Consider the following 12,231-nt stretch of genomic DNA (forward strand, 5'->3'; position numbering starts at 1 on the left):
TTAATTGCCTGCTGGAACCCTACTGATGAGCTCTCGAAACATCTGGACCCACAAGGGTACCTTTCTCCTCGCCGCGGTTGGTTCTGCGGTCGGCCTCGGCAACCTATGGCGTTTCCCCTATCTGACTGGCGAAAACGGCGGCGGAGCCTTTATTCTGGTCTATGCGATGACCATTGCCATTGTCGGGATCCCCATTCTGATCGCCGAAACCCTGATTGGCCGCGCCAGCCGCCGCAGCCCGATCATGGGCATGAAACACCTTACCGAAAGCCAGGGCTTGAACAATGCCTGGCGCAGCATCGGTTGGATGGGCGCTGCAGCCGCGTTCATTATTCTGAGCTTCTATTCGGTGATTGCCGGCTGGGCAGTGCATTACACCGGGCTGATGTTCAGCGGTTCTCTGGCGGGTGCGGACGCGGAAGCCATTGGCGCGTCATTTGACAACCTGTTGGCCTCACCGGTATTGCTGTTGATATACCACACGCTGTTTATTGTCGGCTCCGGGCTGATCGTCGGCATGGGTATTCACAAAGGCATCGAGGGCAGTTTGCGTTTTCTGATGCCTTCATTGTTTCTGATTCTGCTGATCGTGCTGGTGTATTCACTCATGGTCGGCGACGCGGCGGCAGCGTTCAGCTTCCTGTTCACCTTCAACCTGCAGGATCTGAGCCTGGAAGGCTGGTTGGAAGCAATGGGGCAATCGTTCTTTACGCTGAGTCTGGGTATGGGCGCGATCATGGCTTATGGCGCTTATATGTCTGGTGAGGCATCGCTGACGCGTACCGCCTTCGCTATTGCGCTGGTGGACACTGTGGTGGCGCTGATGGCCGGTGTGGCGATCTTTGCTCTGGTCTTCGGCAGCGGGCTGGAAGCTGCACAAGGCCCTGGCTTGATGTTCGTCACTCTGCCTATCGCTTTTGCCCAGTTGCCGGGCGGCTCGATTCTGGGCGGGGTGTTTTTCGTATTGGTAATTGGCGCGGCCTTAACGTCGGCAATCTCGTTGGTGGAGCCTGTGGCGGCCTGGTTGGTCGAGCGTTTTGGTTTCAGCCGTCCGAAAGCGGTGGCACTGATGGTGGCGCTTTGCTGGTTGCTGGGGTTGGTAACAGTATTCAGCTTCAATCTGTGGTCGGAAGGGACCATTACCCATCAGCTGTTCGACCGCTCACCCTTTGACGTGCTGGAATTCATAACCAATATCCTGATGCCGCTGGGCGGTCTGTTGATCGCGCTGTTTGCCGGTTGGGCGTTGAGCCGCGATGCAGTAATACGGGAAATGGGCACCAACACCGGTTGGTTCAGTATCTGGCAATTCCTGGTGCGCTTTATCGCCCCCACGGCTGTGGCGTTTGTTTTTCTGCGCACCATTCCGCAGATCGAGGGCAATCTGCGTCCGGCCGTGCTGGCAGTATTGATGATCGTTGCGTTTAGCGTTGGCAGAAGGCTGTTGGCACGGCGCAGGATCGGCTGAAGCGAAGAGCAGGAGCGGGGAGCCGTTCAGCTCTGCTCTATCGAGACGGTCAGGCGGGATGTGTGCGCGGCTAGCGCAACCTGGTTACGACCAGCCCGCTTGGCCTCATACATGGCCTGGTCGGCGATGTTGACCAAATCTTCCGGGGCCAGGCCATCAAAAGGGTAGGTCGCCACACCGACGCTGGCGGAGATCTGGACCAGCGTGTCCAGAACACTGAAGGGCCGACACAGGTCGGTGGTGATCTTTTTCGCCACCGCCATCACCTGTTCGGGCGCGCTGATTTCGTTCAGCGCAACAGTGAATTCGTCGCCGCCCATGCGCGCGACCGTGTCGGATTCGCGGACGCAATCCTTGATGCGCTGTGCCACCAGGCGCAGCAGCACATCGCCAGCCTCATGACCCATGCTGTCATTCACCTCTTTAAACCCATCCAGGTCAATGAACATGACTGCAATGGACAGCTTGGCCCTTTCGGCATGACGCAGATCCTGCTGCAGCCGATCCATAAACAGGCGGCGGTTCGGAAGGTCGGTGAGAATGTCGAAATTGGCCTGGTGCCAGCTCTGGTCTTCCGCCGCTTTGCGCAGCGTGATATCCCTGGCGATGCCTACCACGGCTTCGACCATTTCAGGGTGATCGCCTTCCTTGACCAACACTGGCGAGAGAATATATTCCAGCTGCTGGCCAGCGCCGAGGGTGTAGGAAAATTCACCTCGATAGCTTTCGCCGCTGCTGACCACCTGCAGCAGGTTGCGCTGCAGGCTGGCGGCGAAATCAAAGCCCAGATCAAAGCAGGTTTTGCCGATTATCTGGTAATGCGGGCGGTCGAACAAATCGGCGGTCGCTGCATTAACGTATAAAAACCGACCCTCGGGATCGAGTACGAAAGTCTGGTCGGTGGACGCGCTGAGGATGGTTTTCAGCAGGCGAGTGTCCATGTCTTTTTCGTTGGTGTAGCTGGCCAGCGATTCATCCAGCGACTGGTCGATTGCCTCGTTGAAACGAAGAATGTCGTCCAGGCAGTTGGGGGAGTTGGCGGGGTCGATTTCCTTCATCCACAGGCGCAGCACGTTGACGCGCAGGGCGCGATATTCCGATACGGCTTCATTGATGGTGAATCCAGCGGTCAGGCGGTCAACGCCGTGCTCTTCTGCAGCGGTGTCTGCATCGGGATCAAAGGGGGCCTGGCCCTTGGAGCGGGCGATTTGCTGAGCTTCGGTTTGCGGCTTGTCCAGATCGGCGGCGATGGCCATGAGCATTTCGCGGGCGTGATCGCGACGGCCTTTCTTGTCGAGGTTGTTGGCTGAGTCGATACTCAGCGCAAACTTGTCCCATTCCAGAAGCAGTATCTCGATATTGCCGCGAATAAAATCAGCCAGCTTCACCCGTTAACCTCACATGCGTACTCTGTTCAGACAAGCATGCTGGTAATCCTAGTTCTGCTGAACTAAGTGACAAGTATGCCGCATACCCGACACAGGAATTCATTACGTCAAGTGCTGGCAATATATCACCGTTTTGCCTTAAGAAAAGCATTGCCAGTGGTTGGCGGGGGTGTTGCCCGTTCTGCGCTGAAGGCTAGGCCTGCTGGGAGGTTGCCAGTAATCGGCAGCCTCAACCGTTGGGCTGAAGCAAAGCGACTACGTCAGTGGCACCCATCGCCCGGGCAAGGTCCAGAGCGGTTTTGCCCTCATCGTCGGTAGCGCGGGTGTCTGCGCCGGCACCCAGCAATTGATTGAAGATATCGCGCTGGTTGAACATGGCAGCAAACATCAGCGCGGTTTTACCTCCTGGCGGGCGAAAGTTGACGTCAGCTCCACCAAGGATCAACGCGTCGATCAGCGCTCTTTCGCCCTTGAAAACCACTCCGGCCAGCGGTGTCTGTCCGCGATCATTGGCCAGGTCTGGATCTGCTCCGTGTTTCAGCAGTAAGGTCGATGTTTCCAGGTGACCGTGGTAGCTGGCCAGCATCAGCAGACTATCACCCTTGTGATTTCTCAGATTGGCGGGTAGCCCTGCTTGCAGCAGTGGCGCCAATCCCCGGGTATTTCCGTCCCGGGCAAAGTCAAAGACCTTTTCGGCAAAAGCGAGTGCTTCATCATCAAGTACGCCGGGAGGGGCAGTCTGCATAAAATTACCTTTTTGGGTTTAGTCGCTGCTCGTACGTAGGAGCTCGATATGGCCATTCAGACTGACGCACGTCAATTGCGCCGTCTCTGTGCTATGGCTCGCCAGGCTGATTTTGGTTCCCTTGCAGCAGTCATGACTCCACGCATCGGGCTTCTGCGGCAACAGTCTGTTGCCAGCAGTGGCGGGGCTTTTCTGGCATCATGAACCTCTATGTTCTGCTATCTTCCGAGCAGACCGCCCGTTATTCGGATATTACATGCCTCTCAAAATACTGCTCATTCTGGGTGGTCTCAGCGCTTTCGGCCCGCTGGCGATTGATCTTTATCTGCCTGCCTTTCCAGCCATGGCTACCGCCTTTGGCACCGATATCGAGCACATTCAGCTCAGCATGTCAGTGTATTTTCTTGGATTGGCTTCAGGCCAACTCTTCTACGGCCCTGTCGCCGACCGTTATGGCCGCCGCAAACCGCTGATGTTTGGCATTGCGCTGTTCTGTCTGGCCTCGCTGGCCTGTGCTTTGGCACCCACGCTCGAGTGGCTACTGGTGGGCCGCTTTGGTCAGGCGCTAGGTGGCTGCGCTGGCATGGTGGTGACGCGCGCGGTAGTGCGTGACCTATGCAAGCCGATTGACGCCGCGAAAGCTTTCTCGCAGTTGATGCTGGTTATGGGCGTAGCACCGATTCTGGCGCCCTTGGCCGGCGGTTGGCTGCTCAAGCTGGGCGGCTGGCCGTCGATCTTTCTGTTTCTCACAGTGTTCTCCGGGCTGTTTGCCTTCGCAGTTTATTTCGGCTTGCGTGAGACGTTGTCTGTGCACGAACGGCCGGCGCTATCCACCGCGTGGGGCCGCTATATGCGCTTATTGCGCGAACCGGTGTTCATGTACCACGCGTTGACTGGCGGCATTGCCATCGCTGGCATGTTCGCCTACATCGCAGGCTCGCCCTTCATCATTATCGAACTCTATGGCATTGCCCCGGAGCATTTCGGCTGGTTCTTTGGTGCCAACGCCGCGGGCTTTATTCTGTTCGCCCAGTTCAACAGCAGGATGCTGCGCCGTCGGCCGCCGGTAAAGCTGCTGCAACGCACCACGTTGATCTATCTGCTGTGCACCTTCTGGCTACTGGGTACGGCGCTATGGCAGCCAGAATCGCTATGGCCCCTCATGCTCCCGCTGTTTGGTAGCGTCGCGGTGATCGCACTGGTATTGCCCAACTCTTCGGCCTGTGCGATGGCCGGGCATGGGCATCAGGCAGGGGTAGCGTCGGCGCTGATGGGCACCATGCAGTTTGTGATTGCGGGCATTACTTCTGCATTGGTTGGGCTGCTGCACAACGGCACCGCCTTGCCCATGGCGGGCGTAATGGCCACCTGTGGCGTTCTGGTGGTGTTGATGGCGCGGCAGGCACGGCGCGCTGGCGGTCTGCATTTCTGAACCTGCCTATGGCCTGGATTTTCCAGGGCGCTGAATTCAAGCGAGCCGTCGAGATTGTCCGCTTTGTCGGGTCATGCCGGCCTTGTCGAAGTATTCCAGAACCGCGACGCTGTGATTGCGACCGATGCCGCTGTGATCGCGGAAGCTTGCCGTGCTGAATTGCCCGTCATCCTGTTGCCTTGCCAACTCGCCAGCGACGCTGAGCAAGTGATCAACGCTTGCCGGAAGCAGGTAGCGATTGCGTCCCACGCACGCCAGTAACCCCAGGGCGCTTAGTTTATCCAGCCTTGTCAGTAGCTCGGCCTTGTCCAGGTTCAAATCAGCCATCAGCTCGCCGATAATAGGCGGGCGTGGGGCGCAAGCGCTGAAGGCAGGCTGCAGCTGCTCGAACCATTCCAGACTTTGTGCATCGGCTTGGGGTTGATGGCCCGGCAAGTGCAGGTTGGGACCGCTTTGCTGCAGCATGTGCCGGTCAAGTGCATGGCGAATCACCGCGCTCAGTAGTCGACTCCTGATAGGCAAACCCAGATGTCTTGTGAAGCGCTGGCGGCTCATGCCAGCCTGATCGGGATGCTGAAGATGATGCGCGGCTAATGCCGCCAGCAGACGCTGCAGACAATGTTCGAAATCGGGCTGCCTGCAAAGCCAGCCAGCCACGCGAAGAGTTTCTGGATGCCGTGCTCGCCCAGGCTCGATGGTCAGGTGCCGAGCACGCATGAAACGGCCCAGATCTACGCCGTCGGCCAACACGGCCAGCAAGTTCTGCAGAGCCTGATCAGCATCGGAAGCATCCACGGCCACCAAGGCTGCGAGACGTTCCGGTCGTTGCCGGCCCTTGCTCTCGGCAAAAGGATCAAGCACCTGGCCGCTGCCAAGCAGCTTGCGGCTCGCTGGGTCGCGGATGATAAACCGCTCGCCGTAACGGCAACATACGGGCCGGTCCAGAATCCACTGTCCGTAGTGCTGATCTGCGGTTAACGGCTCGCCCCTCAAGGGAACACAGCGGGCGTTGATAACCGCATTGCCCATATGCAACTGCAGAGTGCCGCGATTGGGCAGGCGGGAGATCAGCTGCAGGCGTGCGTCCAGGCAAGCGGTCGGCGCGAAAATGGCTGCGTCGAGTAATTGACTGCCACGGGTCAAGTCCGCGCCCGCCAGGTCGCCCACCAGATTCAACGCGCAGCGCTGGCCTGCATGGGCGGCACTAGCTGCCCGACCGTGCACCTGTATGCTGCGGATACGCAAGGAAGCGCCGTTATCAGATAGGCGAAGAACGTCACCGATCTGAGCACGCCCGCTCAGCAGGGTGCCAGTCACGATATCGCCTGCGCCCGGCTGGCTGAAATGGCGGTCGATGCTCATCCGTGCCGGCCCTTGGTCATCCGCCGGGGAAAAGCTTTCGGCCCAGGTGTTGAGCTGCTCGACAAGCGCAGCCATTCCATCGCCGCTCAGACTATCGAGCAAAAAGCTCGGTGGTTTATGAACAGCTAGCTCAGCCAGAAGCTGTAAGATTTCTTGCTGCACGTGCAAGGCACGCTCGTTAGTGACGTTGGCGCATTTGCTGATGACCACCAGAACAGGTCGGCCGCCGAGCAACTTGAGCACTTGCAGATGCTCCAGCGTTTGCGGCATAACCCCGTCATCCGCCGCGACCACCAGCATCACCGCGTCCACACACCCCATGCCGGCGAGCAGGGTGCGCATGAATTTTTCGTGGCCGGGTACATCCACCAGATCAATCGTCTTGCCGTCAGCGCAGTCCATCCAGGCGTAGCCCAGCTCGATACTCATGCCGCGGCGCTGTTCCTCGGCGGTACGATCAGTATGCTGGCCGGTTAGCGCCTTGATCAGCGCCGTCTTGCCGTGGTCAACGTGGCCGGCGGTGGCGATGATCATGCGAAAGGCCGCGTCTGGAGCTGGTCGATCAGCAACTGTTCTTCGTCCAGGCAGCGCAGGTCGAGCAATAACCGGCCGTCGTGCAGCCGACCAATGACGGGTACCGGCAGCTTCATCAAGGCATTTTGCAGACGTTGTAGCTGTTTATTAGCACCGCGCTTTCCGGAGGTCGGCTGCAGGGCAATGGCGCTACTTGGCAGCCTTTCCACCGGTAAGGAGCCACTGCCAATCTGTCCCATGACGTCGATTGTCGAGATCTGCGCGATATCGCCTGCCCAGGCTTGAAACAACGGCAACAGCCTGTTCACTTGCTGGCGGATGTCGTGTTGCGGCCGGCTTAGCCAGCGCAGGCTGGGCAGGCGCTCGGCGAGCTTTTCCGGCTGTGCGTAGAGCTTGAGCACTGCTTCCAGCGCGGCCAGGGTTAACTTGTCGCAGCGCAGGGCGCGCTTGAGCGGGTTCTTTTTCAGCTGGTCTATCAATGCCCGTTTGCCGACGATAATCCCGGCCTGCGGTCCGCCGAGCAGTTTGTCGCCGCTGAAGGTGATCAGGTCGGCGCCGCTGGCAATGCTGTCCATCGGCGTGGGTTCGTAGGGCAGGCCCCAGTGGCGCATATCGATCAGGCTGCCACTGCCCAGATCTATGGCGTAGGGCAATCCCTGTTCATGCGCGGCCTGGGCTATTTGCACTTCCGGCACGCTGGCGGTAAAGCCCTGGATGGCGTAGTTGCTGGCATGGATGGTCATCAGCAGGCCGGTTCTCGGGCTGATTGCTTCGACATAGTCGCGCAGATGCGTGCGATTGGTCGTGCCTACTTCAAGCAGCTTGGCCTGGGCGCGGCGCATGATATCCGGTACGCGAAAGGCGCCGCCGATTTCCACCAGCTCTCCCCGTGAGACCAGTACGTCCTTGCCTTTGGCCAGGGTGTTGAGGGTTAACAGCACGGCGGCGGCGTTGTTGTTGACCACGGTGGCCGCTTCGGCGCCGGTCAGACGGCAGAGCCAGTCCTCGACATGGCTGTCACGGTCACCGCGTTTGCCCTTGGCCAGATCGAATTCCAGATTGCTTGCGCCTCGGGCCACATCGCACATGGCGCTAATGGCTTCTTCCGGCAATGGCGCGCGGCCCAGGTTGGTGTGCAAAACGGTGCCGGTGAGATTGAACACCTTGCGTAAAGAGGGGGCGAGCAGGGCGTGCAACTGCTGCTGCACATGCTCGACAAACTGATTCGGGTCGCAAGGGTCACTGTTGATTCTAAGCCGGCTCAGCTCATCGCTGATGATCTGCTTGGTCAGTGTGCGGCCGTGGAGCTCGGTCAGTTCGTGAATGATTGGCCAGTTCAATATCTGGTCAACGGAGGGCAGGGTACGACGCACATCGGAGGATGTGGCCAGGTCGGTATTCTGCACGGAACACTAGCCTCGTGAAGTAATGCGAAGCAAGACGACTGGGTGAGATTGGTGTTCTGGGCGGATGCGGGCACCCCTGTACAAGACACGCAGCAAGTACGTCCTTGTAGCTCAGCGATGCCGTCCCTGGCATCGATGGTCTTGTACAGGGGTGCCCCCATCCACCCTGACTGAGCACCGAGTTCAACAGCCTTCATGCACGGGCTGCAAGGCCCGCCACCATCACGAGCCTTGCAGCGTTAACGCCTCCAAAATGCTCTCGAAAGCGTTGTCGGCCAGTGCGCGCAATTCGTCATCGGTACGGTCCTGAATCGGGTGAGGAACAAACACCATTTTCGGGTCCATGCCCAATGCCTTGGACTGCAGCGCTGCCGCTTCAACAAATTCGCTGGAAGCTATGCCTACGCCGGGGATCTGCCGGCCTTCCAAGTCGCCTATATCATGCATACAGCACGAGGTACAGGAGCCTCAGTCAGCCAGACCTTCCACCAGCAGATCACACTCACTGGCGATCTGTTGTTTCAGATCCGTGGGGGCAATACGTGCGAAAGTAGGTTTGCGATAGCGTTTTACCTCGATGCCGCGCTCGCTGAGCAGCTCATCCAGACGGTCCAGCAGCACGTTGCCACGTGCTTTGGAAATATCCAGCAAGCCGACAGTCAGGCCCTCCAGTGTGGCGGGTCTGGCCGTCAACGCGCGGCTGGCAGCCGAGCGTTCAGCGGTCGGGTCGAGCAATACGGTCGGCGATATCATGCCGTTACCTCCTTGCTAACCGGGGTGGAGCCAGTGGGTCCGGAAGCGGCCCAACCAGCGATAACAGCGGAAAACAGACCAGCCGGGCCACCGGCCCTGACGATCAGTAATCCACCAGGTCGAAACTTGGGTAGATCGGCGCCGGCAAAATTCTCCGGCATGCCCTCGGTAATGTCTTGCGCACCCATCACCAGATCCTTGCCCGGCAGAGTCAGCAGGCGGGTAAGCTCTTCGTGCAGGCGCGCCTTGCTCCAGCCGGCATCGGTAAATACCCGGCAGTGTTCGGGTGATATTACCAGGATGGCGTCGCCGTGCATGACCAGCTTGTAGTGATCCACCGCGCGCAAGGACAGGGCAAAACTGCGGGCCAGGGATTCGGGGGTGCGAGACTTCTGATCGACGATCGCCTGTACGCCTTCGCCAGCAAATAGGGTGACCACCGATTGGTCTTTGCTGAAGCCACGTTCAACGGCCAGAGAATCCCACTCGCTGTCTTCCGCTTCAGCAAAACAGAAGCTGTATTTGCCGGGGTTGCCCATGGTCGCGCGATCGATTTCGCCGGGGCGGCCACCGCCGACATTGCGCACTACCAACTGCAGCGCGCGGCCAATACTGGCATTGGCACGGTTGCCCTGGCCCAGGCAATTGACACCGGAGTTCATGCCAATACGTTTGGCCACGGGGCCGTTGACCAGCACCAATGGACTGCCAAACATCGTGGTGCAAAGCAGCCCATGCATGCCGAATTCGTCAATCAATGCAGCCTCGACTGCGGCGATGACCACAGGCATATATTCAGGTTTGCAGCCGGCCATGACCGCGTTGATCGCGACTTTTTCCACAGTGCAGGGCACCAGATCCGGCGGCATCAAACCGAGCACTTCGTCGGCTTTGCGCTCGGTGCCTTGCAGCATGCTGTATACGCGTTCAGGGGTCGGCGGGACGACGGGAAGGCCATCGCTCCAGCCGCGCTCATGACAGGCTTCTATAGGATCTTCGCTTTCACCGATTTCCACTTCGCGAGACTGGAAGGTAACGGCGCCAAAGCGGATTGCCAGCTTCTCTGCCATACCCGGATCCTGGGTTTTCGACCCGCAGCCGGGGCGGGAAGGGGGCAGGTCGGAGCCAAGCCCAGGTATGCCGGTCAGCTCCTCCCAGTCTTCACGGAACCAGCCGTAGGTGCGACTCTGCTCCTGACCGTTGGCGCGTTGAATCAAGGTGGGGACGATTTCACAGTCCAGTTGCCAGGACCACTCCAGCGTATCATCCTGGATCTGTTGGCCAGAGCCAACATCAAAGTCGGCCGTGTCCTGCACAATAACCGTGAGCGGTTGATCGCCACTGGCCAATTGAGCGAGTACAGGTTCGATCAAGGCGCAGGTCGGGCAAGCGCGCTTGAGAATAACGATGAGTCCATCAGGTAATGTTTGCATACCTGAGTTGTAGCAGTTTGAGCGCCACAGGCAAGCACTATCATTGGGTTTGATGGTGCTCGCCCACTGTCGTATATCGAGACGGGTGTGCACCTTAGCTTGCGATGGCTAAGCTGTCTCACTGTGGTATTTCCGCAGGGCCCTTCAGCTGGCTATTGCGGTCAGCTGTGGCCGCCCGCTGGGGCCACCGTGCTCCAGCAGCGCCGACAGGCGCACGTCCGCTCCGATCACATAACGCAGTTGCCCGTCCCCGGAGAACACCGGGGCCGAGAGGGTAAAACAAAAGGCATCGGTGGCCGAGGAGCGGTACACCGGGCTGATCTGCGGGGTGAGCTGATCTTTGACCTTGCGAAACCAGCTTCTGCTCGACCAGTTGCTGCCTTTCATGCTCTTGGCACCGCTGCACTCAAGGTCTGGTGCCAGAAGGTTTTCGCTGACTTGCAGGCCATCTGCGCCCACCAGATACATCAGTTCAAAGCGGCCGTCCTGGGCCAGGCAGTTGCGCATCAGCTTTTCTGCTGCCGCCATGTTGCTGCATATCGCGGGTTCACGCGCCAATGCGACCACGCGCTCGCGTATCTGTTGATGAACCCCTAGCTGGAATTCGCCCAGACCCTCAAGCAGGCGGTCACTCTCCAATCGAACCGCGTCGCTGTGTTTGCGCACCTGAGTGGCGCTCTGTTTCAGCTCGCCGGCGACGTCCGCGACTTTTTGCACGTCGGCGCTGACCGAGCGCACGGCTGCGCCGATCTGCTCGGTACCACTGGCCATGCCAGCCACGCGTTGATCCAGCTGGGCCATGGATTCGGTTGCATGGCTGAGACCCTGATCAACTCGTAAAATGCCTTCCCGGCCGTCGGAGATGGCCTGATGCATGCTATCGCCGGCTTGATGCAATCGTTGCATGCCGCTGCGCAGGCCATTGATGATCTGCCCGACCTGGTCCGTCGCCTGGGTTGTGTGGCCCGCCAAACGTCGTACCTCGTCGGCGACTACGGCGAAGCCGCGGCCTTGTTCACCGGCGCGGGCCGCTTCAATGGCCGCATTGAGGGCTAGCAGATTGGTCTGCTGAGAGATGTTGGCGATCATCGCGATGACCTGGTTGACCTCTTCAAGCTGCTTGCTCAGAGTCTGGATTTCCGTTGCTAGCGATTGTTCGGTCGCTTGTATGGTGTCGACCTGACCGAGTACCAGTTGACTATCGGTTTCACAAGCCTGCAATTGGGTGGATACGCTGCTGGCCAGATTCGCCACGGCAGTTGCGCCCGGCACCAGTTCCGACTCGAGGCTCGCACTGATTTCCTCAATCGCGCTGGCGATCATCTCCGAGGATTCGGCCAATTGATCGCCCTGGGTTTCCGTCGCTCTGGCAATGCTCGCCAGTTTCGGCGCATGCGCAGCTATCCCCACGGCCGCGTGCAGGCTAAGCGTAATGCGCTGCTGCAGTTTGCCGGTCCACCGACCGATTCTGCCAAGCAGGCCGGCTTGTTCCGGCACAGTGACACTCAGATCCAGGTGATCGAACAGCCTGTCCAGCTGTTCGGCTCCGTTTCTATCCTTGCGGGAGAAGTTGAAAAGGCTCATGACAGGTTCCTTGGCAGAGTTAGGCTATCAAACTGATATCAGTCTTTGCTGCCAAGCAAATAGAGTGCCACGCTCTAGCCTGCGGACACGCGCGGCTGGAGGCGATTGCATGCATTGATTTGGTGC

9 protein-coding genes are annotated in these 12,231 nt (G+C 59.1%); 2 read left to right on the plus strand and 7 right to left on the minus strand.

What is annotated here, in order from left to right:
• Positions 1–25: 25 nt before the first annotated feature.
• Positions 26–1,468, plus strand: coding sequence for a sodium-dependent transporter (locus DT594_RS04225; protein ID WP_149331501.1), 1,443 nt, complete (start codon positions 26–28; stop codon positions 1,466–1,468).
• A 26-nt stretch (positions 1,469–1,494) separates the two neighbouring features.
• On the opposite strand, the gene DT594_RS04230 is transcribed toward DT594_RS04225, so the two are convergent.
• Positions 1,495–2,856, minus strand: a complete 1,362-nt coding sequence (locus DT594_RS04230) for a diguanylate cyclase domain-containing protein (RefSeq protein WP_149331502.1) — start codon at positions 2,854–2,856, stop codon at positions 1,495–1,497.
• Positions 2,857–3,085: 229 nt separating this feature from the next.
• Complete coding sequence (locus tag DT594_RS04235; RefSeq protein WP_149331503.1) at positions 3,086–3,601, minus strand: ankyrin repeat domain-containing protein; 516 nt, start codon at positions 3,599–3,601, stop codon at positions 3,086–3,088.
• Between the two features lie 256 nt (positions 3,602–3,857).
• Between DT594_RS04235 and DT594_RS04240 the strand changes: the two genes are divergently transcribed.
• Positions 3,858–5,033 carry a multidrug effflux MFS transporter gene (locus DT594_RS04240; protein WP_149331504.1) on the plus strand — a complete coding sequence of 392 codons (1,176 nt, stop codon included), beginning with the start codon at positions 3,858–3,860 and terminating at the stop codon, positions 5,031–5,033.
• 36 nt (positions 5,034–5,069) lie between these two features.
• On the opposite strand, the gene selB is transcribed toward DT594_RS04240, so the two are convergent.
• The 5 genes from selB to DT594_RS04270 form a co-directional block, all read right to left on the minus strand.
• Entirely contained in the window at positions 5,070–6,929 is a 1,860-nt protein-coding gene (gene selB / locus DT594_RS04245) for a selenocysteine-specific translation elongation factor (protein WP_149331505.1), read from the minus strand.
• Positions 6,926–8,335 (minus strand): L-seryl-tRNA(Sec) selenium transferase, encoded by a 1,410-nt coding sequence (gene selA, locus DT594_RS04250; RefSeq protein ID WP_246164544.1) that lies wholly within the window; start codon positions 8,333–8,335, stop codon positions 6,926–6,928. Before selA ends, selB begins: the two co-directional genes overlap by 4 nt.
• Before the next feature lie 222 nt (positions 8,336–8,557).
• Positions 8,558–9,088 (minus strand): UGSC family (seleno)protein, encoded by a 531-nt coding sequence (locus DT594_RS19130; protein WP_281290875.1) that lies wholly within the window; start codon positions 9,086–9,088, stop codon positions 8,558–8,560.
• The gene (locus DT594_RS04265; protein WP_149331507.1) at positions 9,085–10,521 is read right to left on the minus strand and encodes a thioredoxin; all 1,437 of its coding nucleotides are present in this window, start codon (positions 10,519–10,521) and stop codon (positions 9,085–9,087) included. The genes DT594_RS19130 and DT594_RS04265 overlap by 4 nt, the downstream gene beginning before the upstream one ends.
• Before the next feature lie 144 nt (positions 10,522–10,665).
• A complete protein-coding gene (locus tag DT594_RS04270; protein WP_149331508.1) occupies positions 10,666–12,105 on the minus strand; it encodes a methyl-accepting chemotaxis protein in 1,440 nt (479 codons plus the stop codon).
• Positions 12,106–12,231 lie beyond the last annotated feature (126 nt).

Origin of the sequence: Halopseudomonas laoshanensis (assembly GCF_008365385.1) — a bacterium.
Taxonomy (GTDB): Bacteria; Pseudomonadota; Gammaproteobacteria; order Pseudomonadales; family Pseudomonadaceae; genus Halopseudomonas; species Halopseudomonas laoshanensis.

What these genes read in the sequence shown, in the direction of transcription:
- DT594_RS04225 (WP_149331501.1), top strand. Translation starts at nt 26, where the DNA reads ATGAGCTCTCGAAACATCTGGACCCACAAGGGTACCTTTCTCCTCGCC.
- DT594_RS04235 (WP_149331503.1), bottom strand. Translation starts at nt 3,601, where the DNA reads ATGCAGACTGCCCCTCCCGGCGTACTTGATGATGAAGCACTCGCTTTT.
- DT594_RS04240 (WP_149331504.1), top strand. Translation starts at nt 3,858, where the DNA reads ATGCCTCTCAAAATACTGCTCATTCTGGGTGGTCTCAGCGCTTTCGGC.
- selB (WP_149331505.1), bottom strand. Translation starts at nt 6,929, where the DNA reads ATGATCATCGCCACCGCCGGCCACGTTGACCACGGCAAGACGGCGCTG.
- DT594_RS04265 (WP_149331507.1), bottom strand. Translation starts at nt 10,521, where the DNA reads ATGCAAACATTACCTGATGGACTCATCGTTATTCTCAAGCGCGCTTGC.
- DT594_RS04270 (WP_149331508.1), bottom strand. Translation starts at nt 12,105, where the DNA reads ATGAGCCTTTTCAACTTCTCCCGCAAGGATAGAAACGGAGCCGAACAG.